We start from the raw sequence: 26,207 nt of genomic DNA, 5'->3' as shown, positions 1-26,207 counted from the left end.
TTTTTAGGTACAACAAAAGGCCGTCTGAAAATGTTTTCAGACGGCCTTTTGTTTATTTAAATATATTGCACGGCAATGATGTCATATTCACGTACGCCGCCGGGTGCTTGAACTTCTGCAACGTCGCCTTCTTCTTTGCCGATCAGGGCGCGGGCAATGGGGGAGCCAACGTAGATTTTGCGTTCTTTGATGTCTGCTTCATCTTCACCGACGATTTGGTAGGTAACTTGTTCTTCGGTTTCTAAATCTTCCAGTGTCACAGTTGTGCCAAACACGATTTTGCCTTCGGCATGGATTTCGGCAGGGTTGATGATATGCGCCATAGAGAGTTTATGTTCCAACTCGGCGATGCGGCCTTCGATAAAGCCTTGACGCTCTTTGGCGGCTTCGTATTCTGCGTTTTCAGACAAGTCGCCGTGCGAACGTGCTTCGGCGATGGCTTCGATGACTTCTGGGCGTGCCACGCTTTTGAGGTGTTGAAGTTCTTGTTTCAACAATTCTGCACCACGGACGGTCAAAGGGATTTTTTGCATTGAGTTCTCCATGAAAGCATGATGATGCTTTTAAAATTTTATCCGGCCACGCGCGGTAGCCGGATTGGAAATAAAAATACAAGCCGCCAAAGCTTGGCGGCTTGATGAATAAATAAGTAATACCTGTATTCTACCAAATTCTGCCGAAACCGCAATAATTAAAACGGATTTTCAGTAAAGTGTTGTTTTCTGTTCTATTTTGTTTTTTCAGACGGCCTGAAAACTAAATATTGAAGTATTTCAAAGCTGCATCGGAAAAACGGTTTCTTAAATGAATGTTTTTGATTAAAATGCCTGATACTAATTCGTAATAATTAGTCTGCTTTAACTATATAAAGAGAATATATGGAAACAAAATCAACTTCCCAAAATGAACAACAGGCTAACCGCCGTTATTTGACTGTTTGGCGATGGCATTTTTATGCCGGACTTTTGGTTGCGCCGTTTTTAACCCTGCTGGCTGTTACAGGGTTGGGAATGCTGCTATTTGCCAATATTACCGGTAAAGAAGGCGAACGCATACATGTTACGCCGCAGGCAGTGGTTCAGCCTTTGTCGGCTCAGGCTGAAGCTGCCAGACAGTTTGTGAATCCGGAAACTTCCTCTGTGGTGCAGTATATTGCGCCGCGCACAGATGATATGGTTGCCGTATTCCGCGTGAACAATGACGATAAAGCCACTATGGTTGCTGTTGATCCCTATACGGCAAAAGTCGTGAACACGATGCCGCGCGGTCAAGGCTGGTATCACACGATGGATGAAATCCACGGCGATATTATGATTGGGGCGACAGGGGGCTACCTGTTGGAAACCGCTGCGTCGCTAACCATCATCATGATTGTGACCGGTATTTATTTGTGGTGGGTAAAACAGCGTAGTCTGAAGGCTGTTTTTTTACCTAAAGCAGGCAAAGGTCGTTCTTGGTGGCGCAACCTGCACGGTGCATTTGGCTCTTGGGTTTCTTTGATTTTATTGCTGTTCTGTCTGTCGGGCGTTGCTTGGGCAGGTATTTGGGGTGGTAAAGTGGTTCAAGCGTGGAGTCAATTTCCTACGGGTAAATGGGGCGTGGAGCCTAATCCTGTATCTTCCGTACCAACCCATGGTGATGTGCTGAACGACGGTAAATCCAAAGAAGTGCCGTGGATTTTGGAGCTGACGCCTATGCCGGTTTCCGGTACGACAATGGGCGAAAACGGCATTAATCCGAGTGAGCCGATGACGTTGGAGACGGTTGACCGCTTTGCGCGCGAAATTGGCTTTAAAGGTCGCTATCAGCTTAATTTGCCTAATGGTGAGACCGGTGTATGGACGCTGTCGCAAGACTCAATGAGCTACGATATGATTAGTCCGACTGCGGATCGTACGGTACACATTGATCAATACAGTGGCAAAATCCTGGCTGATATTCATTTCGATGATTACAACTGGTTTGGTAAATTCATGGCGGCAAGCATTGCTTTGCATATGGGTACGCTGGGCTGGTGGAGCGTATTGGCAAATGTCTTGTTCTGCCTGGCGATTATCTTTATCTGTGTCAGCGGTTGTGTAATGTGGTGGAAACGCCGTCCTTCGGAAGCGCGAGGTTTAGTTCCTCCTGCACAGAAAATTAAATTGCCGGTATGGTGGGCAATGGCTGTGCCACTTCTGATTTTGGCTGTGATTTTTCCAACGGCCATTGCTGCAATCGCTGTTATTTGGATTTTGGATACACTGTTGTTGTCGCGTATCCCAGCATTGGCAAGATGGTTTAAATAACCGTCCGATGTGATTAAAGGCCGTCTGCATCTTTTGTTTCAGACGGCCTTTGTTATAAAGGTTAAAAGAAGCAGGGGGAGTTATAATTCTGTTTAAGTTTATGCGTGAGATGGGAATTGTGATTGGCTTACAGGATTGTGTAAGAAAGACAAGGCGTTCTTGTATAAAAACAAAAAACCCACTTCATTGAAGTGGGTTTTTGATGAAGGCTTTAACCTTTGCGAGCAGGCAATTTTTCTTTAATGCGAGCTGCTTTACCGGTCAGGCCACGCAAGTAGTACAGTTTGGCGCGACGTACGTCACCACGGCGTTTAACTTCGATTTTTTCTACGGTAGGAGAGTACAGTTGGAAAGTACGTTCTACACCTTCGCCGCTAGAGATTTTGCGAACGATGAAGTTGCTGTTTAGGCCACGGTTGCGGCGAGCGATAACAACACCTTCGTATGCTTGCAGACGGCTGCGAGAACCCTCAACCACGCGTACAGATACGACAACGGTGTCGCCTGGAGCGAATTCAGGGATTTCTTTGTTCAAGCGAGCGATTTCTTCTTGCTCTAATTGTTGAATCAAGTTCATTTGTTTTTCCTAAGTTATGATTGGATTTCCTGTTGCTCTTGCAAGATTTCTTTTAAGAGGCAGGATTCCTTTGGGATTAAACTGCGCTTTTCCAATAAATCAGGTCGGCGCTCTAAAGTGCGTCGCAGCGATTGTTTCAATCGCCACTCGGCAATCAAGCCATGATTTCCTGAGCGTAAGACATCAGGAACCATCATGCCTTGGAATTCTACGGGTTTGGTGTAATGAGGACAGTCTAAAAGGCCGTCTGAAAACGAGTCTTGTTCGGCTGACTGTATATCGCCCAATACGCCCGGAACCAATCTTAAGACAGCATCCATCAACATCATGGCAGGTAATTCGCCACCTGAGACGACAAAGTCGCCAATGCTGATTTCTTCGTCCACACTGCTTTGCAGTAGTCTTTCATCTATGCCTTCATAGCGTCCGCATAGAAGAATAAGATGGGGCAGTTCGGCAAGTTCTGCAGCTTTTTTATGTGTCAGCGGCTGACCTTGCGGACTGAGATAAATTACTTTGGCAGGTTTTTGCGAGTTTGCTTTGGCTTCTTCGATTGCCGCTTGAAGCGGTGGAGCCATCATAATCATTCCCGGGCCGCCTCCGAAGGGGCGATCATCAATATAGCCAAGTTTGTTGTCGGCAAATTTTCGGGGATTGATGGCTTGAAACTGCCAAAGATTTTGTTTTCTTGCTCTGCCTATAACGCCATATTCGACAATGCTGTCGAACATCTCTGGAAAAATGGTGATGGCTTGAATCAGCATCAGTAGTCCAAACCCCAGTCGGCGATAATGGTTTTGCTGTCGGTATCGACAGATTCGATATAGTTGGAGACAAAGGGAATCAGGATTTGTCCGTGTTCGCCTTTAATCATCAAAACATCATTGGCACCGGTTTCCATTAGGTTGTTGACTTTGCCGAGGACGATGTTTTCTTTGTTGATGACGGTCATGCCGACTAAATCTGCCCAGTAGTATTCGTCTTCCTCAGTAGGGGCGAATGACTCTCTGGGGATTTCGATGGTATAGCCACGCAAGGCAAATGCTTGATCGCGATCGTCTATACCTTCAAATTTGACCTGAAGTTCGCCATTGACAATTTTACCTGCCTCAAGCACAACATTCAGGGTTTTGCCATCCTTGCACAACTGCCACTCGGGGTAGTCCAGCAGGCTGTCGGTATATTCGGTATTGGCGGCAATTTTAAGCCAGCCTTTAATGCCTAATACGCCTTTAATGTAGCCCATGGCTACCCGTTTTTGAGTGTCTGTCATGGTCGTTTTGGCTGATTAAGCAGCGATTTTTTGCTCTTTAATCAGTTTGGCAACTGCGTCGCTAACTTTCGCGCCTTGAGCAACCCAGTGGTTGATGCGGTCTGCGTCGAAACGTACGCGTTCTTGTTTTTCGTTGGCAACGGGGTTGTAGAAACCTACGCGCTCGATGAAGCGGCCGTCACGACGGTTGCGAGAGTCAGTTACGACTACGTTGAAGAAAGGGCGGTGTTTTGAGCCGCCTCGAGCCAAACGGATAACTACCATTTTGAGTCCTTTTGAAAAATGCGGATATATAGAAACCGCTAATTTTAGGATATTTCACACGGGTTATGCAAGTTTTTATTTGTTTTTGTTGCTGTTTTGCCATTCGTTCAAATCGAGGCTTGCTTGATACAGGCCGCGGTCGGTTTCCGATGGAGTGACGGTAAATCCTGATTTTTCAGCGAGTTTGAGCATCGGTGTGTTTTCTTTGAGGATTTCCGCATTCATGATTTGATAACCTTGCTGTGTGGCAGTTTGGATAATGAGGCTCATCATTTTGCCGGCCAAGCCGGTTTTGCGTGTTTCAGGTGCTAAAGTAATGCCGAACTCGCACTCATTACGATTGATGCGGCTGTAACGGCTAACTGCGACGATACGGCCGTCTGAAGCGAAGGCTGCCCACGCGCATTCGGCATGGAAATCGAGACGGGTCAGCCGTGCGAGTGTCGGCAGCGGCAACTCGTTGGTATGGGTCATGAAGCGAGTATAGCGGTCGGCCGCGGGTAATTGGCGGACAAATTTTTGTTTGGCTTCGGCATCTTCAGGTTCTAGTGCGCGGATGTGCAGTGTGTCGCCGTCGGGCAGGGTAAAGGTATCGGTTTGGCTCGGGTAGGGTGCGAGTACATTTTGTATTTCGGGCGTTTCGGTTTTAGGGTGCAGCAGTTCGGATGCAGCTTCGCCGGTGTTGCGTAGGAATTCGGCTGCGACCGGATTTTTTTGTTGAAGGTAGGCGGCGGCACTTTGCATTTTAGCGGCGGCCTGTTCTAAGGTTTGGACGGCTTTTTTGGGGATTTTGGTTGTCGGCGCGGCTGGTTTTTCCACAATTTCGGGAATGATGGTGCTGCTGTATTGGCTGCCGTTGTAGTTGAGGATAATGTCGCCGATATGCTGGTTGTTGCGGATAAGCGTGTTTAGGGAATGCAGGAATTGATTGAGAACGGAAGTGTTGTCAAGTTCTGCAAACTGGCTTAAACGCTGGATATCGAGTGTGGTAAAAGGAGGTAATGCGGCTTCGGTTTTGCCGTTGTAATGGGCGGTAAGGATATTGCCGTAAATGGCATGGCGGTTGAATCGGAATTGGACGGCATTGTGTTTTTGGGTTTGGCACGGAGGCAGGTATAGGGCTTCCGCCATCAGTTCGGTTTGGCCGGAAGCAATGGCTTTATCGATACTTTTGCTTTTGGGTGTTTTTAGACGACCTGTTTTGGCTGGCGCAGGGGTATTTTGTACTTGTTGCAAATAGGCTGTTTGATTGCGGAAATAAAGTGTCAGCAAGGCTTCTTCCGGCGTGTTAAACCGAGTCAGGCCGTCTGAAAAACGATAGCTGACGAGAATGGGCTTGCTGGTTTTTTGTGCCAAATTATCCAGAGTTTGATGAATACTGTATGCGTCTGGCGTATCTGGCGAAATAATGCCAAGCAGGGCTTGAGTATGCGGATTTTGTAATTGTTCGAGCGCCAGACGGTGGATGCGTGCAGGCGTAGGGTTGCTGCCGATGCAGCCTTGTCGGACGGATGGTACATCGGTTGGGAGGTCGAGGGTCAATTCGCAGGCATTGGCGGTAGTGCGCAGCCATTCTATCGGCGTATCGGACAATATGGTGGGGTTGGTAATGACGGGAATGCCGGAAAGGTGGGCTTTTAGGGCTGCTTCCAGTTCGGCGTTATTGAATACCGGTTGGAAATTGCAATGGCGGCTGAGGCTGCGCAGGATGGCTTTGTCTGTGTCGTCGGTGTAGTGTGTAGACAATAGGATAAGCGGAGTGTGGCGTGTAAAGTGGCGGATGGCACTGAACAGCTCGCGTTGGTTTTCGGCCGGATTGTAGTGGATCACGGCAACTTTAGTATGGCGGTTGTGGCCGAAGCGGTTGAGCCAGTCGGCCGATGTAGTAGGGCTTAGATCATAGTTGAGGCTGATGTGGCGCGATACGCCTTGATGCAGCGTGTTCAGCAGGTGGTTGATGTTGCGGCTGACGGTGCTGTGGCCGGTGAGTAATGCGATATGGCCGGCCGGATAGTCGGTTTGGGTGCTGATGTTGAGGTTGAGTGAGGGAAGTTGGATGCCTGCGCTGTTGCATACGGTGATGTTCAATTCATCGCCGTGATGTTTTTGAATAATGGAACGGGAGTTTTTGCAGGATTCGGGCGGTAGGTTTTCCCAATCTTGAATCAGAATAATGTGGTGCAGGTCTTTTTTACGGCAGGCTTTGAACAGCGAGTCGTAATGGTCGGGCGGGATAACGGCAACAACCAAATCGGCTTGTCCCGGGATTTTGCTGAGGCTGGAGTAGGAGGGAATGCCTGCTACACTGCTGTGTCGAAGATTGACGGGGGTGATTTTGCCTTGATATGAGGAACCGAGCAGGTGGCTGAAAATGCGTTCGCCAAGGCTGTGCGGACGTTCGCTGGCGCCGACGAGGATGATGTGTTCAGGCATGAAGAAGTAGCCGGTTTGGGCAGTTGCACTCATGATGGTTCCTTATTTGTGTTTTTGGCCGTCTGAAAAGTTTCAGACGGCCTTATTTTTAGACTTCTTTTTTGTCTCCGGCTTTCTTTTTGGGAAGGATAAAACACATCCTTAGGCCGTTGGGTTTGACATTTTCAGCAATGATTTTACCGCAGTGCTGTTCCATAATGTGCTGCGTCAAGGCAAGCCCTAAACCTGTACCGGGTTTGTGCGCGCTGGAGTCGGCGCGATAAAAGGCAGTGAAAATATGCGGAAGCTGCATTTCATCTACGCCAGGTCCGTTGTCGGTAACATCGATAATCCAGTTTTTACTGTCTTGTCCGATATGGGTTTGAATGGTGCTGCCTTCCGGACTGTAATTGATGGCATTGCGGATAACGTTGTCAAAGGCGCGGTACAGATAGCCTTCGTTGGCGCTGACCACGGCATTTTCAGGGATTTTGGGATCAATGCTCAGGGTAACGCTTTGATTGTTTTGGTGGGCAATGCTTTGGTTGTCCTCAATCAAGTTGGTCAGGAAAGGAACGAGTTTGAGGTTTTCTTTTTCCAAAGGAATATTAGAAGTTTCCAAGCGGGAGAGGGTCAACAATTCGCCGACCAGAGTATCCATGCGTACCAGTTCGCCTTCGAGCCGCTTGAGGTATTGTTCTTGTTTTTGCGGTTGAGATTGAATCAGGCCGACAATTGCCTGCATGCGCGCCAGCGGCGAACGCATTTCATGAGAAACGTGGTGGAGCAAATGACGCTCTTTGGCAACAAGTTTTTCCAGTTTCTCGGCCATTTTGTCGAACTGCACGGCAAGGTGGGACAATTCGTCGTCACGGTCGTCAACTTGCTGGGAAATGCGGGTTTCGAGTTCGCCGTTGGCTACCCTGTCCATGCCGCCGCCAAGAATTTTAATGGGCTTGGTGATGTTGTTGGCAAGGATATATGCCATCAAGAGGCCGACGATGATGATGAAAGACAGAATGATAAATTCGTGCCAAATCGGCGAGAGCGGCAGGCCGGGAATGAAAAGCGGGCTGGGCAGACGTTGGGCTTGATGGTTGTCCCAGCCTTTAATGAAGAAGAGGTATTCTTCGCCGAAACGGTCGTATTCGATGTGGGCTAAATCGGATTCGGGGTTGTTAATGGCAAAGATGCGGGCACGTTCGATGGACAGGCTGTCGATGTTGCGGCCTAAAATATCTTTTTTATCGTCGCCGGTAATCACATAAACGGCATTGGAAACCGGATTGTTTTTCCATTCCGAAAGAATTTCGCGCGCACCGCTGTCTCCGCGCGAGTTAAACGCGGAGATGATGCTGCTCATCAATGTGGTTTCGATGGTGCGGCGTTGGTTGAATTGGTTTTCGGCGAGGGTGTTTTGTACCAGCCAAAATGAAAAACTCGCCACAAAGATTGCGCAGACGATGACTGCGCAAAATGTGGCGAAGATGCGTTGAAACAGTTTCATTGATCTGTTTAATCTTTAGTTCTTAACAAACAGGTAGCCTAAGCCGCGTACAGTTTGAATCAGGGAAGCATCGCCCAATTTGTGGCGGATGCTGGAGATGTGTACGTCGATGCTGCGGTCAAATTTAGCCAGTTTGCGGTCGAGTGCTTCGATAGACAGGGTCTCTTTGCTGACGACTTGTCCGGCGTGGCGCATCAAAACTTCGAGCAGGTTGAATTCGGTGCTGGTCAATTCAAGCGGAGTGTCTTTGATGCTGGCTTGGCGTTTGGCCGGGTACAAAACGACGTCGCTGACAGAAATGCTGTTAGGCGCGTTGTTTTGTTCGTTGCTGTGTTGCGCACGGCGCAAGATGGCGTTGATACGCGCCAAGAGTTCGCGCGGTGTGCATGGTTTCGGTACGTAATCGTCCGCACCCATTTCCAGACCGATAATGCGGTCGATGTCGTCGCCTTTCGCGGTCAGCATGATGATGGGCACGGTGCTTTGGGTACGTACGTTTTTCAGTACGTCCAAACCGTTCATTTTAGGCATCATGGAGTCTAATACGATGACATCGTATTGTCCGGTCAGAATTTCTTGAACGCCGGCTTCGCCGTCGGGAACGCTATGAACGTTGAGGCCTTCGGCAGTCAGGTATTCGGTCAGCAATTCGGTCAAGAGAGCATCGTCATCTACGAGTAATACGCGACTCATGGAATTTCCTTTTCGTGATTGTATGCGCTGCGGTACTAAATGGCAGTACGGCGCTTAAAATAGAGTTGTGTTCAATCTTAACATGCAATCTGCTTTTGTTGATAGCGTAATTTTCTGTGCTTTTGCGCTTTTTTGCATAGAAACTCGCTGCTCTTTACATTTTCAGACGGCCTGTAAGGACAAACTGACAATTGGGCGTGTTTTGTTCAGGGTTTGTCGCATGATTGGGCGATTTGGTGTTTCGGTGCATTGATGAAATCTTTGCAATCGGACAAAAGTTTGGGCAGCAAGGGAGCGAATGCCGGGTGACTGCGTATTTTGTCAGCGTAGAAATACATCATATAAGGATAATAATATTGCATTGCCTGCATCCATTGCGCACCTTCTTCTTTTTTGCCTTGTCGGTAGAGGTAAAGGCCGACTTGGTAGGCGCTGGAGTAGGGGCGGTAGGTCAGGGCTTTGAGTGCGGCTTCTTCCGCCCACGGACGGATATAGGCATCGGTCGGGTCGGCACGTTTGCTCAAGCTCAAATCGGCGTAATAGGCAAGCATGGGGCTTTCTTTGGAAAGTCGTTGCAAGCCGTCGATTTTGTTTTGAACCGTTTGCTGATCATCGGTTTTCCCTACACGGCTATATTGGGTTAGATTTTGATATTCCCAGCTGAGGTTTGCCATACCGATTAAAATCGATAAAGCAGCTATACCGCCTGTCCATTGTCTGATTCGGGTAGATAAAAGGCCGTCTGAAACATCTTTCGGATAAGAGGGTGTCAACGACAGAATCAGGCTAAATACGGTGAGGAAGTAGATATACCAAAGTGGATATTCAAGCATGCTGTGGCAGAGGCTGACGGCGGCGGCAGTCAGTAAAAACAGCGAGGCCGGTTTTTGGTTGCGTCCCAACAGTCGCCATACGGCTGCCAGCAGAGTTAAGGTTGCGAGCAAGGTGCCGGCAATGCCCATTTCGGATAATAACTGCATGACGATATTGTGCGAATGGGTAAACAGTACGCCGAGGATATTGTTGGGGAAGTATTGTTGCTGGGCATTGATCAGAAAGGTTTGCTGGGCAAAGCTGTTCCAGCCATGGCCGAACCAAGGTGCGGATTGAAAGGCAATCCATGCTTTGCTCCATTCGATTTGGCGCATGGAACCTTCAAAACCGCTGGTGCCTGCGCGTTCGACAGCGGTTTCGTATTTGATGTTGCCAAACAAATCCAACAGGCTGCCCATGCCAAATTGGAAAGCGGCGGCCAGGATGGCGGTCAGAAGGAAAATACACAGTGCGCGTTTGTGTTGGAAACGGGTACGCCAAAACCATAACGGCGTAATTAGGAATAGGGCGGCAATGTAGCCTAAGATGGTGCGCGAGTTGACAAGGCCGAGGGTCGCAGTCAAAGCCAACACGAACAGAAAACCTGCTGCATTAGACATTTTGCGCGCCGTCCATAAATAGGATGCCGCCAAAATGCCCCACATTAAATAATGTCCCAAATGGTTTCGTTGGCCGAGTTGGCCGTTTACGGTGCCGTTGCTTCGGGCAATGATGCCGTTCAACCACTCTACATTGGACCAGCCTTTAAATTGCAGCCAGACGATGGCAGCCTGTATGGTTGCACCTATCAATAAAGACCAAGCAAAGATACTGACGACACGTTCCTGTCCGTAAGCTGCTATCCAGCCACGCACCGACCATGCGCCCAGTGCCAAAATGACAAATGTCCAGGCAGTGATGTCGCTCATGCCGGGGTAGGTGGAATGCATGAGGCGCGCTTGGAGCGACCAGAATGCTGCCATGGCAAACAAGCCGATACTGAGTGCAGGAAGGCGGATATTCAGCAGGCCTTTGTGTGCGCTAATCAATGTCAGTACCAATGAGCCACTCAGTGAGATGGCTTCCAAATAAAAGCTGGGCAGTGGGCCGACTCGGTAGAGTGAGAGAAAAGGGACGGCGCAAATCCAAAGAAAACTGAGCCATAAAGGCCAAAAGGTTTTCACTGAAGACTCAGTCAGGCCGTCTGAAAGTGTGTGGTAGGTCATTTTGATGTGTGTTTTTGTTGTTTGATAAATGCAAGGCATCCGAGGAAAAAGGCAATGCACAATAATACGGAAACGGCGGCGCAAATACGGCTGGCGACGGTTGTGTCAGCCAGGCGCATACAGGCTTCGGCAAAGTAAATCAGAATCAGCATGGAGCTGTATTGATAAGTGTAGATGCGTTTTTTCAAAATGCCGGTCAACGGCAGGCACAGCGGCAGGGCTTTCAGTGCCAGCCATGAGCCGCCTTCGCGCAATGGCGCGATCCACAATTCCCATGACAAGGAAAGCAGAATCAGCAGGATAAGGCTTATGGAAGTTGCAAGATAAGGTAATGGGGAGCGTGTATTGTTCACAATATTGAGGGCGTAAAGCCGTACTGGAAAACTTAAAATTATACCGCTAAAAAGGCGGGATAAGCCAAGAATATTGCTTAAAGGTACTGAAGAAAGGATTTATTGTTTTTTTCAAACGAATGAAACTTTATCTTGTTTTATAGTCTTATTAATATATGTATTTAATAAAGATTGTGCTACTATTATAAATACTTTATCTCAGGAGGATAGAAAACCATGAATCGCGTTGCTGATGTTATCCGTGATGATATTAAAGTAATGACAGCCTATCAGGTTGCTGATTTACCGGAAGGTTTTATTAAGTTGGACGCCATGGAGTGTCCGCATCATCCTTTCGCCGGGTATGAATCTTTATTGTCGGAATGGGCGGATTTGGCAAAGCAGGCACCGATTCATTTGTATCCCCATACTGCCAAGAGCGGTATTTATGAAGAATTGAGGGAGGTTTTCGGTATTCCCGATAAGGCGGAAATCGCGTTGGGTAACGGCTCTGACGAGCTTATCCAGTTTTTGACTATGCTGGTTGCCAAACCAAATGCGCGTGTATTGGGTGTCGAGCCAAGTTTCGTTATGTATCGTCATAATGCCGCGCTTTATGGCATGGAATATGTCGGCGTTCCCTTAAATCCGGATTTCTCTTTAAATCTTCCTGCCGTTTTGTCTGCGATTGAGCAACGTCAACCGTCATTAATTTTTATTGCCTATCCCAATAACCCTACCGGCGTGTGCTTTAAACGAGAAGAAGTAGAGGCGGTTGTTCGCGCGGCAACCGGCATTGTGGTTGTTGATGAGGCATATGGTGCGTTTCATCATGACAGCTTCCTTCCGTGGGCGGGTGAAGTCGAAAATCTGGTTGTAATGCGCACCATCAGTAAAATCGGCTTTGCAGGCTTGCGGATGGGATATGCGGCGGCAAGTCCAAGTATTATGGGTGAACTGGCCAAAATCCTGCCTCCTTACAATATGAATCAATTAAGCTTGGCGGCGGCGAAATTCTCATTGAAACATCATCAAATCATTCAGCAAAACATTGATACATTAAAAAACGAGCGTTCGCGTGTGATGAATGAATTGTTGAAATTAAACCGTTTGGAAGTTTTTCCAAGCGAAGCCAACTTTATTACCGTTCGTGTTTCTGATGCGAACGAGCTGTTTGAAACATTGAAGCAAAACCGCATACTGATTAAAAAACTGCATGGCAGCCATCCGCTTTTGGATCAGTGTGTCCGCATAACCATAGGCTCGGCAGCGCAAAATGATGCCGTCTTGGCCGTTATTAAAAACCTTTACCCTAATCTTTGATTTCAAGGAAACTACCATCATGAACAAAGCTCAACTGCATTTGACCAATTTTCTGTTACTGGTTGAAGAAGCCGGCTCATTGACCAAACTCGCACGCGCATGCGGTTATGAAAACTCCGCCTCTTTGTCTCAGCTCAAACGCCGTTTGGAACAACAAGCAGGCGATGAGTCTGCACGCGGCATTCGTCCGAGCCTGGCTGCGAAGTTGGAATCCGGCATGCACAAACGCAAAGGCTGGCTGAACCGTGATCACAGCAAAGACCAAGAAAAAGCAGCAGCGGTTGAAGCGGCGCGTTTGGAAAAACAAACCGCCGAAGCGGCAGATGCCGGTGTTTCAACCGAGGGCCGTTTTGTTACCGTTACCCGCAATACCAGCGAAACCCAAATCACCGTCAGCCTCAATCTTGACGGTTCCGGCAAATACCGCTTTGACATCGGCGTTCCTTTCCTTGAGCATATGCTTGCCCAAGTAGCGCGTCACGGTTTGATTGACTTGGATATTACCTGCAAAGGCGATTTGCACATTGACGACCATCACACGGTTGAAGACATCGGTATCGTGGTGGGTCAGGCACTGAAACAGGCGCTTGGCAATAAAGCCGGCATTACCCGTTACGGCCATGCTTATGTTCCTCTGGATGAAGCATTGAGCCGTGTGGTTATCGACCTTTCCGGCCGTCCTGGCTTGGTGTACAACATCGACTTTACCCGCGCCCTGATTGGCCGTTTTGATGTCGATTTGTTTGAAGAATTTTTCCACGGCCTTGTGAACCACAGCATGATGACCTTGCACATCGATAACTTGAGCGGCCGTAATGCGCATCATCAAGCCGAGACCGTTTTCAAAGCCTTCGGCCGCGCTCTGCGCATGGCAGTCGAATACGATCCGCGCATGATGGGTCAAACGCCTTCTACCAAAGGCACGCTGAGCGAAGAATCTGTTCAAGAAGAAGCGGAAGCCGCATCAGAAGAATAAGGCAGCGTTTGAATGAATAAAGGCCGTCTGAAACCGATTGGGATTTCAGACGGCCTTTTATTATTCGTTTTGTATAGTGGCAATATTTTGTTTTAAACCATCTTTTGCTACAATCATTCTTATTATTATATTAATCATTAAATGGTTCAGACGGCCTGAGGAGATGCAATGAAAGTAGCGATTGTCGATTATGGAATGGGGAACCTGCATTCAGTGTTGAAATCCGTTCAGGCGGCGCAGGTCTTGTCCAAGCAAAATGCCGAGGTTTATCTGACTTCGCGGCCCGAAGAAGTGATGGCGGCGGATAAGGTTATCTTTCCGGGGCAGGGCGCCATGCCGGACTGTATGTCTGCGCTGAAGGCCAGTGGTTTGGGCGAGGCGGTTTCAGACGGCCTGAAAAACAAGCCGTTTTTTGGAATTTGCGTAGGTGCGCAATTATTGTTTGAACACAGCGAAGAAGGCGATACAGATGGTTTGGGTTGGTTTGAAGGCCAAGTCAAACGGTTTTTGCCCAATCAGACCGATGCGCAAGGAGGCCGTCTGAAAGTGCCGCATATGGGCTGGAATACGGTACGTCAAACCCGCCCGCATCCTTTGTTTCAAGACATTGGGCAGGACGAGTATTTTTATTTTGTTCACAGCTATTATTTTGCGCCGAAAAATGAAGAGATTGTTTTAGGCGTCAGCGAATATCCGAATGAATTTGCCTGCATTGTCGGTCAAGACAATGTGTTTGCCACACAGTTTCACACGGAAAAAAGCCATCAGGCAGGATTGCTGCTGCTGCGTAATTTTTTAAATTGGCAGATTTGAGATTTTTAACATAAATCTGCTAAAAATCGCTAATTTGTGTAAAATATACTGAAATTGAATAGAGGAGAAAAAAATGCTGTTGATACCTGCCATTGATTTGAAAGAAGGACGCTGTGTTCGCTTAAAACAAGGTTTGATGGAGCAGGCGACGGTGTTTTCCAATTCGCCGGCAGAGATGGCGTTGCATTGGCGCAATCAAGGCGCACGCCGTTTGCATTTGGTTGATTTGAACGGCGCATTCGCAGGCGTTCCTCAAAATTTTCCGGCGATTAAAGAAATTTTGGCCGCTGTAGCCAAAGATATTCCGGTACAGCTTGGCGGCGGTATCCGTGATTTGGGCACTATTGAAAAGTATTTGGATTTGGGGCTGACCGATGTGATTATCGGTACGGCCGCGGTAAAAAATCCTGAATTTGTGCGTGAAGCATGTAAGGCATTTCCGGGTCAGATTATCGTCGGCTTGGATGCCAAAGACGGTATGGTGGCGATAGACGGTTGGGCAACGGTAACGGAGCATCATGTCGTCGATTTGGCCAAGCGTTTTGAAGACGATGGCGTCAACAGCATTATTTATACCGATATCGGTCGCGACGGCATGATGAGCGGCGTGAATATCGAGGCTACCGTCAAATTGGCCCAATCAGTGAATATCCCGATTATCGCTTCCGGCGGCTTGACGAATTTGGATGATATCCGCGCATTGTGTGCCGTCGAAAAAGAAGGTGTGAGCGGTGCGATTACCGGCCGCGCAATTTATGAGGGAAGTATTGATTTCGCACAGGCACAAAAACTGGCCGATTCTTTGGCTTAAGTGTGTCGGATTATGCGGATAAGACCTTTCAGGCCATTAAAACGCAGCGGCTGACGCAGCACACAAAAATGCATTCAAAGGGATTGCCTGTATAGGTCATAGGTTTATATCTGTTTGAAATAATTATAAAAACAACCCAATCGATATTTTATTAAGGGATTAGTATGCTTGAAGCGTTTGTTTTGGGTTTTTGGATTATCTGGTCATCCGACCGCGAAGTGTATCCGCTAAGCGAAAGTTTGTGGTTTACACTGATTGCAGTGATATTGCGGCAGCTGACGGCGTTTGATTTGCCGATTATCGATACCTATTGGATGATTTTCAACGGGATAATATGGGCATTTGCCGGTTTGATTTTTTCCATAGTCGGCCGCATCGACAGCAATTTCATTATTTCCTGTGTTTTGGCGATGATGGCCGGCATTGGTTATTTTCAGCTGTTGCAACATTTGCCGGATTGGTTGGGCAAATTTTTGGCCTGACGGTTTCAGACGGCCTGATAACGGATAAGAGGTATTGAGTATGGCATTGGCAAAACGAATTATTCCTTGTCTGGATGTAAAAGACGGTCGCGTGGTAAAAGGTGTCAACTTTTTGGGCTTACGCGATGCGGGCAATCCGGTTGACGTTGCCAAACGCTACAACGATGAAGGCGCGGATGAGTTGACCTTTTTGGACATCACTGCCTCCAGCGACAATCGCGACACTATTTTGCACGTTATTGAGGCAGTCGCATCACAAGTTTTTATTCCATTAACCGTCGGCGGCGGTGTGCGCACGGTTGCCGATATCCGTCGTCTGCTTAATGCCGGTGCCGATAAGGCCAGCATCAATACGGCCGTTGTAACCAATCCTGATTTGGTAAATGAAGCGGCCGGTTTTTTTGGTTCGCAAGCGATTGTCGTTGCCGTGGATGCCAAAGCGGTCAACCCTGAAAACACCCGTTGGGAAATCTTTACCCACGGAGGACGTAATCCGACCGGTTTGGACGCGGTGGAATGGGCTGTCGAAATGCAGCGGCGCGGTGCGGGCGAGATTTTGCTGACCAGTATGGACCGGGACGGTACCAAGCAAGGTTTCAACCTGCCTTTGACACGCGCGGTCAGCGAAGCGGTCGATATTCCGGTCATTGCTTCCGGCGGAGTCGGTTCGGTTCAGCATTTGGTGGACGGTATTAAAGAAGGAAAAGCAGATGCGGTATTGGCCGCAAGTATTTTCCACTTTGGCGAAGCGAGTATCCGCGAAGCGAAACTGGCCATGCGTGAAGCAGGGATTGAAGTGCGTTTGTGATTGCTACCCAAAGGCCGTCTGAAAAATATGGAAGAAAGACGCACATGTCGAATATAAACGAAACGCTGCTGAATGCCGTAAAATTTGATGAAAAAGGTTTGGTTTGCGCGATTGCCCAAGATTGGCAGACACGCCGCGTGCTGATGGTTGCCTGGATGAACGCAGAAGCCCTGCAAAAAACCGTAGAAACCGGTTTTGCCCACTATTACAGCCGTTCCCGCCAAAAACAATGGATGAAGGGCGAAGAGTCCGGGCATACGCAAAAAGTATACGAATTGCGCCTGGATTGCGATGGCGATGCAGTGGTTATGTTGATTGAACAAAACGGCGGCATTGCCTGTCATACTGGGCGCGAAAGCTGTTTTTACAAAGTTTGGCAAGACGGCGCATGGCAGACAGTCGATGCCGTGTTGAAAGATGAAGAAGCGATTTACGGACATAAACATCCTTAAGGCCGTCTGAAAGAAAATAAGAGAAAACGATCATGACCGATACTATCCTTACCCAAATTCAAAACGTCATCGATTCGCGCAAAGGCGGCGATCCCGATGCTTCTTATGTCGCCCAACTGCTGCATAAAGGCGAAGACAAGATTCTGAAAAAAGTCATTGAGGAAGCGGGTGAAACCTTGATGGCTTCTAAAGATGGCGGTGGCGAACATTTGGTTTACGAAGTGGCGGATTTGTGGTTTCATACCATGGTTTTATTGGCGCATCACGGATTGCGCGCCGAAGATGTAGTAAACGAGCTTGCGCGCCGTCAAGGTTTGTCGGGATTAGTGGAAAAAGCTTCTCGCAAAGAATCTTGAATTTATATTACAATCTCGTATTTGACCTGTTTCAGAATCCGTCTCTTGGGGTAAAACGATTTCCCTTTTTTGGTTGAAACCCGTTACGCCCGTTTTCAGACGGCCATTGGAGCCATTATGGATAATTGTATTTTCTGCAAAATCGCAACCAAAGATATTCCGGCACAAACTGTTTACGAAGACGATGAGATGCTTTGTTTCAAAGACATCCGTCCTGCTGCGCCGGTGCATCTGCTGCTGATTCCGAAAGTGCACTTCGATTCACTGGCACACGCCACTGCCGAACATCAAACCCTATTGGGCAAAATGATGTTGAAAGTTCCTCAAATCGCCCATGAGGCAGGTTTGACCGACGGTTTCAAAACCCTGATCAACACAGGCAAAGGCGGCGGACAAGAAGTCTTCCACCTGCATATCCATATCATGGGTACGCCCGCATAATTATTATCTCTTTTTAAATTAAACAAATTCAAGGATTTATCATGGGTAGCTTCTCTCTTTGGCACTGGATTATCGTACTGATTATCGTCGTTTTGGTATTCGGTACCAAAAAATTGCGCAACGTCGGCAAAGACCTCGGCGGTGCAGTGCATGACTTCAAACAAGGCCTGAATGAAGGTACAGACGGCAAAGATGCCAAAAAAGACGAAGTCATCGAACACAAAAAAGACGAAGACAAAGCATAATCCATGTTTGATTTCGGTTTGGGCGAATTGCTGCTGGTCGGCGTTGTCGCCCTGATAGTGCTTGGCCCCGAACGTTTGCCGCAAGCCGCGCGCACGGCCGGGCGTTTGGTCGGTAAATTGCAAGGCTTCGTCAACAACGTCAAGCAGGAGCTCAACACTCAGGCTGAGTTGGACGAATTGCGCAAGGTGAAGCAGGAATTTGAAACCGCCGCATCTGAGTTTCGCGACGGTATCAAAGACTTGGGCAATGATGCACAAAAAAATCTGAATGATATTTCAGACGGCCTCAAGCCGTGGGAACGCCTGCCTGAGCAGAAAACGCCTGCCGATTTTGGTGTAGATGAGTTGGGCAATCCTTTGCCTGATCTGGCTTCAAACAGCACTGAGAATGAAAGCGCAATCCAAGCTTCTGAGCAGGGTGGGGCAGTGCAAACCCAAGAGCTTGTCGAAGCTGAAAATGCCGAATCCGAGCAAGACCGCGCTTGGCGTGAGTATTTGACCGCATCGGTTTCGCCTGCCCCTGCGGTAGAAGTCAGCTATATCGAATCTCCTGTTGCTGATGTTCCTCCGCTGCATACGACTTCTTTGCGTAAGCAGGCGATGAGCCGCAAACGCGATATGCGCCCGAAATTCCACGCCAAACCCAAACTGCGCGTCCGTAAGTAAAAAGTGAGTCAACCGGTGTCCGAACCTCAACACGAACAACCCGTCCAACCGCTTATCGAGCATCTTCTCGAGCTGCGCCGCCGCATGATGTGGATCGTCATCGGCATCGTCGTCTGCTTCTTGGGCATGATGCCGTTTGCCCAGCAGCTCTATACTTTTGTTGCCGAACCATTGATGGCCAATCTGCCTAAAGATACCAGCATGATTGCGACCGATGTGATCGCGCCGTTTTTTGTGCCGGTCAAGGTTACCTTGATGGCGGCGTTTCTGCTGTCCTTGCCGCACACGCTGTATCAAGTCTGGGCGTTTGTCGCCCCGGCCTTATACCAAAACGAAAAGCGTTTGATTACGCCGCTGGTGTTATCCAGCGTAACGCTTTTCTTCGTCGGTATGGCGTTTGCCTATTTTCTGGTGTTTCCCGTTATTTTCAAATTCTTGGCCGGTGTAACCCCTGTCGGCGTCAATATGGCGACCGATATCGACAAATACCTGTCCTTTATTTTGGGCATGTTTGTCGCATTCGGTACGACGTTTGAAGTTCCTGTTGTTGTGGTGTTGCTTGCAAAAATGGGCATTGTTTCGACCGCTCAGCTTAAGAACGCCCGTCCGTATGTTATCGTGGGTGCGTTTATCGTGGCCGCAATCATCACGCCGCCTGACGTAATTTCTCAAACCCTGCTTGCCGTTCCGCTGATTCTGCTCTACGAAGCAGGTATTTGGTTCAGCCGTTTTGCCAAGGCCAAAATGCAACAGGAAGATGAGGATAAACCGCAACCGCCGGCGAAAATTTGAGAATAAAGGCCGTCTGAAGGATTTTTCAGACGGCCTTTGTGTTTATGACAGTTTTAAATTTTAAGGAGCAACATGATGAATGTTCAGGATATCGTACAAAAACGTTACAGCACCAAATCTTTTGATGCCTCCAAAAAAATTTCAGCCGAAGATTTTGCCCAAATCGAAGCGGCACTGCGCTACAGTCCTTCCAGCGTCAATATCCAACCTTGGCATTTTGTGATTACGGATAATGAAGCAGGTAAGGCACGGGTAGCCAAATCTGCAGAAAATTTTCCGTACAACCTGCCCAAAATCATCAACGCTTCACATGTAATCGTATTTGCGGCGCGGGTGCATGCCGATGAGGACTATTTGGCAGGCGTGTTGGAACAGGAAGATAAAGACGGACGTTTTGCTACGGCTGAAAATAAGCAAATGGGCGATAATGCGCGCCGTACTTTCTTGGGTATCCACCGCAATCAAATGCAAGACGAAACCCAATGGTTGTCGAGACAAGTTCATATTAATTTGGGCTTTACCCTGTTTGCCGCTGCGGCCTTGGGGGTGGATGCCGTTCCGTTGGAAGGGGTGGATATGACTGTTTTGGATCAAGAATTTGGTTTGGCTGAAAAAGGTTATCGTGCTGTTGCCGTTGTTGCATTGGGCTATCGCGCCGAAGATGATTTTAATGCCAAATTGCCGAAATCACGTTTGGAAAACGAGGTAATTTTTACTAAGGTATAACCGAGGGGCTTGGTTTCAGATCATTGAAAAAAGCCATCTGTTTCTATCTTATTGAGAAGCGTAATGTCAGGCCGTCTGAAAATAAACTACTTTTCAGACGGCCTTTTTATTGTTCTTGTTTTTCTTTGTCCTCCTTATTTTCAAGCATCTTACAAAAAGGGTTTGGAAAAATAGGTGTTTATATTTTGGCCGGATTCAGCCGTACGATTTCATGGGTAAATGTGTTATCGTATTCATATATGTTAAAAAACATTAATAAATTTGTATTTTTCTTACAGAGAAAGGCTTCAAAATGGATGGTTGGACTCAAACGCTGAGTGCCGGCACTTTGCTCGGTATTGCGGCGGCGGCAATTTTGCTGATTTTGATTTTAATTGTGAAACTGCGTGTTCATGCTTTGCTGACGTTGGTATTGGTCAGCCTGCTGACTGCTATCGTAACAGGCCTGCCTATGGGCAGTATCGTCAATGATGTGTTGGTCAAAAACTTTGGCGGCACGCTCGGCAGCGTAGCGTTGCTAGTCGGTTTGGGTGCAATGCTCGGCCGTTTGGTGGAGACTTCCGGCGGTGCCCAGTCTTTGGCGGATGCGCTGATTCGGATTTTTGGTGAAAAACGTGCGCCATTTGCCTTAGGCGTGGCTTCTTTGATTTTCGGTTTTCCGATTTTCTTTGATGCCGGCTTGGTGGTGATGTTGCCGATTGTGTTTGCAACGGCACGCCGTATGAAGCAAACTGTTTTGCCCTATGCGTTGGCATCTATTGGCGCATTTTCCGTCATGCACGTCTTCCTGCCGCCTCATCCCGGCCCGATTGCCGCTTCTGAATTTTATGGCGCAAATATTGGTCAACTGCTGATTTTGGGTTTGCCGGTTACCTTGATTACTTGGTATTTCAGCGGCTATTTATTGGGTAAAGTTTTGGGTCGCAGCATTCATGTGCCCGTTCCTGATCTGATCAGTGGTGGTACACAAGATAACGACCAACCGAAAGCGCCTGCAAAAGCATCTACAGTCATCGGCATTATGCTGATTCCTATGTTTTTGATTTTCTTGAATACTGGTTTATCTACTTTGATCAGCGAGAAAATGGTCAGTGCGGATGAAGGCTGGGTGCAGTTTGCACGAATGCTCGGTTCGACACCGATTGCTTTGCTGATTTCTGTTTTGGTAGCCCTGTATGTATTGGGCAGCAAACGTGGCGAAAAAGCCAGTGCTTTGGAGAAAACCATTGATGGCGCATTGGGCCCGGTTTGCTCGGTCATTTTGATTACCGGTGCAGGCGGTATGTTCGGCGGCGTATTGCGTGCTTCCGGTATCGGTAAGGCTTTGGCTGACAGCATGGCGGACTTGGGTATTCCTGTTTTACTGGGCTGTTTCTTGGTGGCTTTGGCTTTACGTATTGCGCAAGGTTCTGCGACTGTTGCCCTGACTACCGCTGCCGCGTTGATGGCACCGGCCGTTGCGGCGGCAGGTTTCAGCGATTGGCAGATTACTTGCGTGGTATTGGCGACGGCGGCAGGTTCCGTCGGTTGCAGCCACTTTAACGACTCAGGCTTTTGGCTTGTCGGCCGTCTGTTGGATATGGATGTACCGACGACCTTGAAGACATGGACGGTCAACCAAACACTTATCGCACTCATCGGTTTTGCTTTATCGTCAGTGTTGTTTATCTTGGTTTAATCGAAAATGGCCGGCGGATAGTGTTTTTGAGATAACACAATCCGCCCGTTTTTAAATACCGTTAAAATCCAGATAAACAAGGAGTAGAAAAATGACGACACATTTTGTCATGATGGGCGTGTGCGGTTGCGGTAAAACCACTGCAGCATTGTCTCTGCAGAAACATCTCAACCAATGCCCGTATGCCGAAGGCGATGATTTCCATACCCAAGCCAACCGCGACAAAATGGGTGCCGGTATTCCGCTGACGGATGAAGACCGCTATCCTTGGCTGGGCAATTTGCGTGACTGGATGACGGAGCAGGCAAAAAACGGGGAAAAATATTCCATCGTTACTTGTTCCGCACTCAAGCATCACTATCGCGATATTCTGCGTGGTGCTGAAGGAAAGGTGGCTTTTATCCATCTGACTCCGCCTCAAGCAATCAATCTCGAGCGTATGCTGTCGCGTCAGGGGCATTATATGAAAGCCGGAATGCTGGATTCGCAGCTGGAGATTTTGGAAGAGCTGGGTGCGGATGAGTACGGCGTTAAAATTGACAATCCGGGTTCGCCTGAAGCCGTTGAGGCAGATATTGTGAACTGGGTAAAAGCGCAAGGCTTGATTTAGTGATGAACAGAAATGAAAAGGCCGTCTGAAATCTTTCAGACGGCCTTTTTTTGATGAAATTTAGAATGTTTTTTGCGAATCAAGCAATAAGGTAACCGGCCCGTCATTACAAAGGGAAACCTGCATATGGGTTTGGAATCTGCCGGTTTCGACAGTCAGTCCATGTTCGCGTAGAAGTTGTGCGGTATATTGATAGAGTTTATCCGCTTGTTCGGCAGGGGCAGCATTGGAGAAGGACGGACGGCGGCCGCTGCGCGCATCGGCGTAAAGGGTAAATTGGGAAACCAATAATATCGAGCCGCCGACATCTTTGAGCGATAAATTTAATTTGCCGTTTTCGTCTTCAAAGATACGCAGGTTGGCGGTTTTATCCGCAATGTATTTGGCGTCTGCTTCCGTGTCGGCGTGGGTAACGCCGAGCAATATCATAAATCCGTTGTCGATTTTTCCGCAGGTTTCGCGGGAGTTTTCGGACAAAACGTCAACTTTGGCTTGGGTAACTTTTTGAATAACGGCACGCATAATGTTTTTGAATAAAAAAGTTTGTAAAAAAGGGCGTAAAAGACACGCCCTTTGGGTTTGAGTATGGTTTCAGACGGCCTGAAACCATTGAATTAATTTACGGATTAATGCCGTTATCTTTCAAGATACGTTCGATCTGATTCTCGACTTTTTGTCGTTTGACAGCTTGGGCAAGCTGATTACGCACCAGTTCGAAAGGTTTGGCTTTAGGATCGCGTTCTACTGCACTGAGTTTAAACAGGTAAAAACGGTTTCCTATTACAACCGGTTCATGCGTTACATCGCCTCGGTTCATGTCGGCAAAAGCAACGGCCAGTTGGGGAGGGAGCTGTTGCGGAGAAATGAAGCCGTCAAATTCTTGTTCTGGGTTAGGATAGCGCTTCATCAGCTCTTCGAATGACAAGCCTTTGAGCAGCAGTTCTTGCGCGGCGCGTACTTCGTCGGCTGAGGCAAAGCTGACTTGTTGCAGCTTGATAATGCGTGTTTGCTGGTCGTAGAAACGGCGCAACTCGGCATCGTCAACTGCAGTTTGACGTTCTAGATAAGCGGCGTATTGGTTGGCATAGAACTCAGCTTCAACGTTTTTGAATTGATTCTGCACTTCCGCATCTTTGTCCAAACCAGCTTTAAAGGCTTCATTTTTCAAGATTTCCAAAGTCTGCAAGCGTGTAACCACATCTTTGCGGATTGCCTGACCATCGGGTTTGGCAGTCTGGTTGGGATGCTGGTCGGCCTGTCTCAATACTTCGGCAACCATGCTGTCGATGCGGGCAGGATCGATTTCAGGTGCTTTGGCAGTTGCCAAGCCGATGGTTGATAGGGCGAGGATAGCCAAAACGGCAGTTTTGGGCTTGATGTTCATGTGAGTTCCTTATTGCCCGCCGTTATCACGGCGGGCACGTTATATTATTTGTTGACTTTGATGCTGGCTTTTTTCAGCAATGATTGAATGGCCGCATCAACACGGGCTGCCTGTAAGTCGCTGCCAATCTCGTTTTTAGAGGCTTCGTAAGAAGGTACGGTAACGTTACGGCGGTCATTGACGTAGAAAACGGCGTACAAATTACCGTTTTGCAGCGGCGTTTTAGTGTGCGCACCTTTTTTCAGGTCTTTGACAGCTGCGTAAAGCGGAGGCGCTGATTCTTGCAAATCTTTAAGCGGAACATAAGCTTTAGGGATACCGCCGGCTTTTTTGGCCACTTCGTCAATTGAGTATTGGTTCAATACCGAAACAAAGCTTTTTTTCGCATCCAAATCGGCAATGGCTTTTTGGGCGTTGCTGCTGCTGTCAGTCACGATTTCGCCCAGTTGGACTTCCTGAGTACCTTTATAGAAGTTGCTGAAGTCGTTGTAAGCGGCTTTGACATCTTTTTCTTGGACAGGATATTGACGGACGATATGCGCCGCGAAAGCTTGGCCTAACAAATCATTTTCGAAAACTGCCCATTCGGTTTTGAATGTGGCTTTTTTATCTGCGCCTTGCTTGGCGGCATCGGCACGCGCCTGTTCCAATGCTGTTTTGAATTCAGCGCTTTGATCCAGTTTTAATTTTTTGGCTTCTTGGGTAACCACAGTGCTGATAACTTGGCGTTCAGTCAGCATTTGACGCAATTCAGGAGTATCTTGAACGTTGGGGTTGCTGGCGCGTACGGAAGCAATTTGGTCATCGATAACGCTGCTGTCGATGGCTTGGCCGTTGACGGTAACCAAAGTTTGGGCAAACAGGGTGCCGGAAGTCAGGGCAAGCATCAAGGCTGAAGCAAAGTAGGTTTTTTTCATCGTATTTCTCTTTTAAATTAATGATTGGAAATCCAAGTTTGGGTAGTAATCTTAATGGAAGTATTCGTCCGGCGTGGCTGCTTTGATACTGAGTGCATGAATCAGGCCGTCTGAAAACAAGTCCTGCAAAAGCTGCTTAATCATACGTTGCCGCTGGAGACGGCCAATGTTCTCAAATGCGTTGCTGACCACCACTATGGCGTAATGCCCGCCGCCTTTATTACCGGCATGCCCGGCATGTAGATGGCTTTCATCTTCAAAATCAAAGAACTCAGGCTCAAGCGTCTGCAGGCGTTCCTCGATAATTTGACGCATATTGCTCATTTGAATACGGCTTTAAAAGGTTTAATCAATACTTCTGCGTATACGCCGGCATCGACGTAAGGGTCTTGTTCAGCCCATTCTTGTGCTGCGTCCAAAGATTCAAATTGAGCCACAATCAGGCTGCCAGAAACTCGTTCCGGATTGTCTGGTAGAGGATTGGGGCCGGCAGTCAGCAGACGGCCTTGCGCTTTCAATTCTTCCAAGCGTGCCAAATGAGCAGGGCGGGCTGCCATGCGTGCTTCGTGGACATCTTCGGCATCAGTGGCTAAAAGCATGAAATATTCCATTATTGATCCTCCTTAGGCTGAAAACGCATCAGATACATACCCTGTGCGATAGAAAAAATGATTGTAAAACCCAATGTGCCGAACAGTTTGTAATTGACCCATTGGTCTGGAAAATACGTAAAGACAAAGAGATTGGCAGCCCCCATAAAAATCAGGAAGCCAATCCATGCATAAGTCAGGCGCGTCCATACAAAATCAGGGAGTTGCATTTCTTTACCCATCACGGCTTTAAGCCCGTTTTTACCGGCAAGATGGCTAAACAGCATGACGATTGCGCCGATCCAAAACAGAACGGTCGGTTTCCACATGATAAAGCGGTTGTCTTTCAGCAGAATCGTTGCACCGCCAAAAAAGACAATCAAAATCAGGCTGATCCATTGCATGGTGTCCAGCTTGCGGTGTTTCCAAAAGGTCAGCGCAGCTTGGGCTATGCCGACTACAACCGCAACAGCCGTTGCGGCAATCATGTCTTTGGTGATGATGTATGTAATGAAAAATAAGAATACGGCGAATAAGTCGCTCAAAACCTTCATATGTTAATGATGAAACTAATTGAGTAAATGCTAATCATACAGGGAGATGTGTTTTTTTGCACCTTTCCCTATGACTTTAATATCACATATATCTATATGAAATATTTGTTTTGGGTTGGCGAAATTTGTAAAAAAGAAACACAAGCATGCAAAAGTAATAGATTGGCTAAGGAATTTTAGGCTGAATAGCCTCTATTG

Annotated in this window: 32 protein-coding genes; 16 read left to right on the top strand and 16 right to left on the bottom strand. The window is 47.9% G+C overall.

What is annotated here, in order from left to right:
• Nucleotides 1-56: 56 nt before the first annotated feature.
• Nucleotides 57-533, bottom strand: coding sequence for a transcription elongation factor GreA (gene greA, locus O3661_RS03000; protein ID WP_003684304.1), 477 nt, complete (start codon nt 531-533; stop codon nt 57-59).
• Between the two features lie 345 nt (nt 534-878).
• Here greA and O3661_RS02995 point away from each other — a divergent pair, with 345 nt between their 5' ends.
• Entirely contained in the window at nt 879-2,288 is a 1,410-nt protein-coding gene (locus tag O3661_RS02995) for a PepSY-associated TM helix domain-containing protein (protein ID WP_371492252.1), read from the top strand.
• A gap of 211 nt (nt 2,289-2,499) precedes the next feature.
• Here O3661_RS02995 and rplS read toward each other — a convergent pair whose 3' ends face one another.
• The 9 genes from rplS to O3661_RS02950 all read right to left on the bottom strand — a co-directional run bounded on the left by rplS (nt 2,500) and on the right by O3661_RS02950 (nt 11,406).
• Nucleotides 2,500-2,865 (bottom strand): 50S ribosomal protein L19, encoded by a 366-nt coding sequence (gene rplS, locus O3661_RS02990; protein ID WP_003679470.1) that lies wholly within the window; start codon nt 2,863-2,865, stop codon nt 2,500-2,502.
• A gap of 14 nt (nt 2,866-2,879) precedes the next feature.
• Nucleotides 2,880-3,629 (bottom strand): tRNA (guanosine(37)-N1)-methyltransferase TrmD, encoded by a 750-nt coding sequence (gene trmD, locus O3661_RS02985; RefSeq protein ID WP_371492251.1) that lies wholly within the window; start codon nt 3,627-3,629, stop codon nt 2,880-2,882.
• Nucleotides 3,629-4,138, bottom strand: a complete 510-nt coding sequence (gene rimM, locus O3661_RS02980) for a ribosome maturation factor RimM (protein ID WP_371492250.1) — start codon at nt 4,136-4,138, stop codon at nt 3,629-3,631. Before rimM ends, trmD begins: the two co-directional genes overlap by 1 nt.
• 15 nt (nt 4,139-4,153) lie before the next feature.
• A complete protein-coding gene (gene rpsP / locus O3661_RS02975) occupies nt 4,154-4,402 on the bottom strand; it encodes a 30S ribosomal protein S16 (RefSeq protein WP_003684452.1) in 249 nt (82 codons plus the stop codon).
• A 75-nt stretch (nt 4,403-4,477) separates the two neighbouring features.
• Nucleotides 4,478-6,868, bottom strand: coding sequence for a GNAT family N-acetyltransferase (locus O3661_RS02970; RefSeq protein WP_371492249.1), 2,391 nt, complete (start codon nt 6,866-6,868; stop codon nt 4,478-4,480).
• 55 nt (nt 6,869-6,923) lie between these two features.
• Nucleotides 6,924-8,321, bottom strand: a complete 1,398-nt coding sequence (locus O3661_RS02965) for an ATP-binding protein (RefSeq protein WP_371492248.1) — start codon at nt 8,319-8,321, stop codon at nt 6,924-6,926.
• A gap of 15 nt (nt 8,322-8,336) precedes the next feature.
• A complete protein-coding gene (gene misR / locus O3661_RS02960) occupies nt 8,337-9,014 on the bottom strand; it encodes a two-component system response regulator MisR (RefSeq protein WP_070632537.1) in 678 nt (225 codons plus the stop codon).
• Nucleotides 9,015-9,220: 206 nt separating this feature from the next.
• Nucleotides 9,221-11,053 carry a Wzy polymerase domain-containing protein gene (locus tag O3661_RS02955; protein WP_371492247.1) on the bottom strand — a complete coding sequence of 611 codons (1,833 nt, stop codon included), beginning with the start codon at nt 11,051-11,053 and terminating at the stop codon, nt 9,221-9,223.
• Nucleotides 11,050-11,406, bottom strand: a complete 357-nt coding sequence (locus O3661_RS02950) for a DUF2069 domain-containing protein (RefSeq protein ID WP_070632531.1) — start codon at nt 11,404-11,406, stop codon at nt 11,050-11,052. The genes O3661_RS02955 and O3661_RS02950 overlap by 4 nt, the downstream gene beginning before the upstream one ends.
• 216 nt (nt 11,407-11,622) lie before the next feature.
• On the opposite strand from O3661_RS02950, the gene hisC reads away from it, so the two are divergent.
• From hisC to O3661_RS02875, 15 genes are all read left to right on the top strand, one after another.
• A complete protein-coding gene (gene hisC, locus O3661_RS02945) occupies nt 11,623-12,708 on the top strand; it encodes a histidinol-phosphate transaminase (protein ID WP_371492246.1) in 1,086 nt (361 codons plus the stop codon).
• A 19-nt stretch (nt 12,709-12,727) separates the two neighbouring features.
• Entirely contained in the window at nt 12,728-13,684 is a 957-nt protein-coding gene (gene hisB, locus O3661_RS02940) for an imidazoleglycerol-phosphate dehydratase HisB (protein ID WP_371492245.1), read from the top strand.
• Nucleotides 13,685-13,852: 168 nt separating this feature from the next.
• The gene (hisH, locus tag O3661_RS02935) at nt 13,853-14,497 is read left to right on the top strand and encodes an imidazole glycerol phosphate synthase subunit HisH (RefSeq protein WP_371492244.1); all 645 of its coding nucleotides are present in this window, start codon (nt 13,853-13,855) and stop codon (nt 14,495-14,497) included.
• 73 nt (nt 14,498-14,570) lie between these two features.
• Nucleotides 14,571-15,308, top strand: coding sequence for a 1-(5-phosphoribosyl)-5-[(5-phosphoribosylamino)methylideneamino]imidazole-4-carboxamide isomerase (hisA, locus tag O3661_RS02930; protein WP_371492243.1), 738 nt, complete (start codon nt 14,571-14,573; stop codon nt 15,306-15,308).
• Nucleotides 15,309-15,472: 164 nt separating this feature from the next.
• Nucleotides 15,473-15,790, top strand: coding sequence for a hypothetical protein (locus tag O3661_RS02925; RefSeq protein ID WP_063069197.1), 318 nt, complete (start codon nt 15,473-15,475; stop codon nt 15,788-15,790).
• Nucleotides 15,791-15,830: 40 nt separating this feature from the next.
• Nucleotides 15,831-16,598 carry an imidazole glycerol phosphate synthase subunit HisF gene (hisF, locus tag O3661_RS02920; protein ID WP_371492242.1) on the top strand — a complete coding sequence of 256 codons (768 nt, stop codon included), beginning with the start codon at nt 15,831-15,833 and terminating at the stop codon, nt 16,596-16,598.
• A gap of 44 nt (nt 16,599-16,642) precedes the next feature.
• Nucleotides 16,643-17,050: a phosphoribosyl-AMP cyclohydrolase gene (gene hisI, locus O3661_RS02915; protein ID WP_371492241.1), complete on the top strand. Its 408-nt coding sequence runs from the start codon at nt 16,643-16,645 to the stop codon at nt 17,048-17,050.
• A gap of 32 nt (nt 17,051-17,082) precedes the next feature.
• The gene (locus tag O3661_RS02910; RefSeq protein WP_003679440.1) at nt 17,083-17,406 is read left to right on the top strand and encodes a phosphoribosyl-ATP diphosphatase; all 324 of its coding nucleotides are present in this window, start codon (nt 17,083-17,085) and stop codon (nt 17,404-17,406) included.
• A gap of 117 nt (nt 17,407-17,523) precedes the next feature.
• Nucleotides 17,524-17,847 (top strand): histidine triad nucleotide-binding protein, encoded by a 324-nt coding sequence (locus tag O3661_RS02905; protein ID WP_049329536.1) that lies wholly within the window; start codon nt 17,524-17,526, stop codon nt 17,845-17,847.
• A 41-nt stretch (nt 17,848-17,888) separates the two neighbouring features.
• Nucleotides 17,889-18,092, top strand: coding sequence for a Sec-independent protein translocase subunit TatA (tatA, locus tag O3661_RS02900; protein WP_003679438.1), 204 nt, complete (start codon nt 17,889-17,891; stop codon nt 18,090-18,092).
• 3 nt (nt 18,093-18,095) lie between these two features.
• Nucleotides 18,096-18,758 carry a Sec-independent protein translocase protein TatB gene (tatB, locus tag O3661_RS02895; protein ID WP_263337853.1) on the top strand — a complete coding sequence of 221 codons (663 nt, stop codon included), beginning with the start codon at nt 18,096-18,098 and terminating at the stop codon, nt 18,756-18,758.
• A 15-nt stretch (nt 18,759-18,773) separates the two neighbouring features.
• The gene (tatC, locus tag O3661_RS02890) at nt 18,774-19,550 is read left to right on the top strand and encodes a twin-arginine translocase subunit TatC (protein ID WP_371492240.1); all 777 of its coding nucleotides are present in this window, start codon (nt 18,774-18,776) and stop codon (nt 19,548-19,550) included.
• Between the two features lie 72 nt (nt 19,551-19,622).
• On the top strand, nt 19,623-20,276 hold the full coding sequence (nfsB, locus tag O3661_RS02885) for an oxygen-insensitive NAD(P)H nitroreductase (protein WP_371492239.1): 654 nt from the start codon (nt 19,623-19,625) through the stop codon (nt 20,274-20,276).
• Nucleotides 20,277-20,568: 292 nt separating this feature from the next.
• Nucleotides 20,569-21,954: a GntP family permease gene (locus tag O3661_RS02880; RefSeq protein ID WP_371492238.1), complete on the top strand. Its 1,386-nt coding sequence runs from the start codon at nt 20,569-20,571 to the stop codon at nt 21,952-21,954.
• Between the two features lie 91 nt (nt 21,955-22,045).
• Nucleotides 22,046-22,564, top strand: coding sequence for a gluconokinase, GntK/IdnK-type (locus O3661_RS02875; RefSeq protein ID WP_049336727.1), 519 nt, complete (start codon nt 22,046-22,048; stop codon nt 22,562-22,564).
• A 60-nt stretch (nt 22,565-22,624) separates the two neighbouring features.
• Here O3661_RS02875 and dtd read toward each other — a convergent pair whose 3' ends face one another.
• The 6 genes from dtd to O3661_RS02845 all read right to left on the bottom strand — a co-directional run bounded on the left by dtd (nt 22,625) and on the right by O3661_RS02845 (nt 26,009).
• Entirely contained in the window at nt 22,625-23,086 is a 462-nt protein-coding gene (gene dtd, locus O3661_RS02870) for a D-aminoacyl-tRNA deacylase (RefSeq protein ID WP_003748635.1), read from the bottom strand.
• Between the two features lie 97 nt (nt 23,087-23,183).
• A complete protein-coding gene (locus O3661_RS02865; protein ID WP_371492237.1) occupies nt 23,184-23,948 on the bottom strand; it encodes a peptidyl-prolyl cis-trans isomerase in 765 nt (254 codons plus the stop codon).
• 44 nt (nt 23,949-23,992) lie between these two features.
• Nucleotides 23,993-24,865: a peptidylprolyl isomerase gene (locus O3661_RS02860; RefSeq protein WP_371492236.1), complete on the bottom strand. Its 873-nt coding sequence runs from the start codon at nt 24,863-24,865 to the stop codon at nt 23,993-23,995.
• Nucleotides 24,866-24,916: 51 nt separating this feature from the next.
• Nucleotides 24,917-25,189: a BolA family protein gene (locus O3661_RS02855; RefSeq protein ID WP_371492235.1), complete on the bottom strand. Its 273-nt coding sequence runs from the start codon at nt 25,187-25,189 to the stop codon at nt 24,917-24,919.
• Nucleotides 25,186-25,476 (bottom strand): YciI family protein, encoded by a 291-nt coding sequence (locus tag O3661_RS02850; RefSeq protein WP_004519663.1) that lies wholly within the window; start codon nt 25,474-25,476, stop codon nt 25,186-25,188. Before O3661_RS02850 ends, O3661_RS02855 begins: the two co-directional genes overlap by 4 nt.
• The gene (locus O3661_RS02845) at nt 25,476-26,009 is read right to left on the bottom strand and encodes a septation protein A (protein ID WP_036493186.1); all 534 of its coding nucleotides are present in this window, start codon (nt 26,007-26,009) and stop codon (nt 25,476-25,478) included. Before O3661_RS02845 ends, O3661_RS02850 begins: the two co-directional genes overlap by 1 nt.
• Between the last annotated feature and the right edge of the window lie 198 nt (nt 26,010-26,207).

Source organism: Neisseria sp. 20925_1_37 (assembly GCF_041433255.1).
Lineage (GTDB): Bacteria > Pseudomonadota > Gammaproteobacteria > Burkholderiales > Neisseriaceae > Neisseria > Neisseria flavescens_D.
This window is presented reverse-complemented; position numbering and strand designations above follow the sequence as displayed.

What these genes read in the sequence shown, in the direction of transcription:
- misR (WP_070632537.1), bottom strand. Translation starts at nt 9,014, where the DNA reads ATGAGTCGCGTATTACTCGTAGATGACGATGCTCTCTTGACCGAATTG.
- O3661_RS02965 (WP_371492248.1), bottom strand. Translation starts at nt 8,321, where the DNA reads ATGAAACTGTTTCAACGCATCTTCGCCACATTTTGCGCAGTCATCGTC.
- hisI (WP_371492241.1), top strand. Translation starts at nt 16,643, where the DNA reads ATGTCGAATATAAACGAAACGCTGCTGAATGCCGTAAAATTTGATGAA.
- tatA (WP_003679438.1), top strand. Translation starts at nt 17,889, where the DNA reads ATGGGTAGCTTCTCTCTTTGGCACTGGATTATCGTACTGATTATCGTC.
- rpsP (WP_003684452.1), bottom strand. Translation starts at nt 4,402, where the DNA reads ATGGTAGTTATCCGTTTGGCTCGAGGCGGCTCAAAACACCGCCCTTTC.
- rplS (WP_003679470.1), bottom strand. Translation starts at nt 2,865, where the DNA reads ATGAACTTGATTCAACAATTAGAGCAAGAAGAAATCGCTCGCTTGAAC.
- O3661_RS02955 (WP_371492247.1), bottom strand. Translation starts at nt 11,053, where the DNA reads ATGACCTACCACACACTTTCAGACGGCCTGACTGAGTCTTCAGTGAAA.
- greA (WP_003684304.1), bottom strand. Translation starts at nt 533, where the DNA reads ATGCAAAAAATCCCTTTGACCGTCCGTGGTGCAGAATTGTTGAAACAA.
- trmD (WP_371492251.1), bottom strand. Translation starts at nt 3,629, where the DNA reads ATGCTGATTCAAGCCATCACCATTTTTCCAGAGATGTTCGACAGCATT.
- O3661_RS02925 (WP_063069197.1), top strand. Translation starts at nt 15,473, where the DNA reads ATGCTTGAAGCGTTTGTTTTGGGTTTTTGGATTATCTGGTCATCCGAC.
- hisH (WP_371492244.1), top strand. Translation starts at nt 13,853, where the DNA reads ATGAAAGTAGCGATTGTCGATTATGGAATGGGGAACCTGCATTCAGTG.
- O3661_RS02860 (WP_371492236.1), bottom strand. Translation starts at nt 24,865, where the DNA reads ATGAAAAAAACCTACTTTGCTTCAGCCTTGATGCTTGCCCTGACTTCC.
- O3661_RS02970 (WP_371492249.1), bottom strand. Translation starts at nt 6,868, where the DNA reads ATGAGTGCAACTGCCCAAACCGGCTACTTCTTCATGCCTGAACACATC.
- hisA (WP_371492243.1), top strand. Translation starts at nt 14,571, where the DNA reads ATGCTGTTGATACCTGCCATTGATTTGAAAGAAGGACGCTGTGTTCGC.
- O3661_RS02855 (WP_371492235.1), bottom strand. Translation starts at nt 25,189, where the DNA reads ATGAGCAATATGCGTCAAATTATCGAGGAACGCCTGCAGACGCTTGAG.
- tatB (WP_263337853.1), top strand. Translation starts at nt 18,096, where the DNA reads ATGTTTGATTTCGGTTTGGGCGAATTGCTGCTGGTCGGCGTTGTCGCC.
- nfsB (WP_371492239.1), top strand. Translation starts at nt 19,623, where the DNA reads ATGATGAATGTTCAGGATATCGTACAAAAACGTTACAGCACCAAATCT.
- O3661_RS02845 (WP_036493186.1), bottom strand. Translation starts at nt 26,009, where the DNA reads ATGAAGGTTTTGAGCGACTTATTCGCCGTATTCTTATTTTTCATTACA.
- O3661_RS02850 (WP_004519663.1), bottom strand. Translation starts at nt 25,476, where the DNA reads ATGGAATATTTCATGCTTTTAGCCACTGATGCCGAAGATGTCCACGAA.
- O3661_RS02910 (WP_003679440.1), top strand. Translation starts at nt 17,083, where the DNA reads ATGACCGATACTATCCTTACCCAAATTCAAAACGTCATCGATTCGCGC.
- O3661_RS02995 (WP_371492252.1), top strand. Translation starts at nt 879, where the DNA reads ATGGAAACAAAATCAACTTCCCAAAATGAACAACAGGCTAACCGCCGT.
- rimM (WP_371492250.1), bottom strand. Translation starts at nt 4,138, where the DNA reads ATGACAGACACTCAAAAACGGGTAGCCATGGGCTACATTAAAGGCGTA.
- O3661_RS02865 (WP_371492237.1), bottom strand. Translation starts at nt 23,948, where the DNA reads ATGAACATCAAGCCCAAAACTGCCGTTTTGGCTATCCTCGCCCTATCA.
- hisF (WP_371492242.1), top strand. Translation starts at nt 15,831, where the DNA reads ATGGCATTGGCAAAACGAATTATTCCTTGTCTGGATGTAAAAGACGGT.
- dtd (WP_003748635.1), bottom strand. Translation starts at nt 23,086, where the DNA reads ATGCGTGCCGTTATTCAAAAAGTTACCCAAGCCAAAGTTGACGTTTTG.
- O3661_RS02905 (WP_049329536.1), top strand. Translation starts at nt 17,524, where the DNA reads ATGGATAATTGTATTTTCTGCAAAATCGCAACCAAAGATATTCCGGCA.
- hisC (WP_371492246.1), top strand. Translation starts at nt 11,623, where the DNA reads ATGAATCGCGTTGCTGATGTTATCCGTGATGATATTAAAGTAATGACA.
- O3661_RS02875 (WP_049336727.1), top strand. Translation starts at nt 22,046, where the DNA reads ATGACGACACATTTTGTCATGATGGGCGTGTGCGGTTGCGGTAAAACC.
- O3661_RS02880 (WP_371492238.1), top strand. Translation starts at nt 20,569, where the DNA reads ATGGATGGTTGGACTCAAACGCTGAGTGCCGGCACTTTGCTCGGTATT.
- hisB (WP_371492245.1), top strand. Translation starts at nt 12,728, where the DNA reads ATGAACAAAGCTCAACTGCATTTGACCAATTTTCTGTTACTGGTTGAA.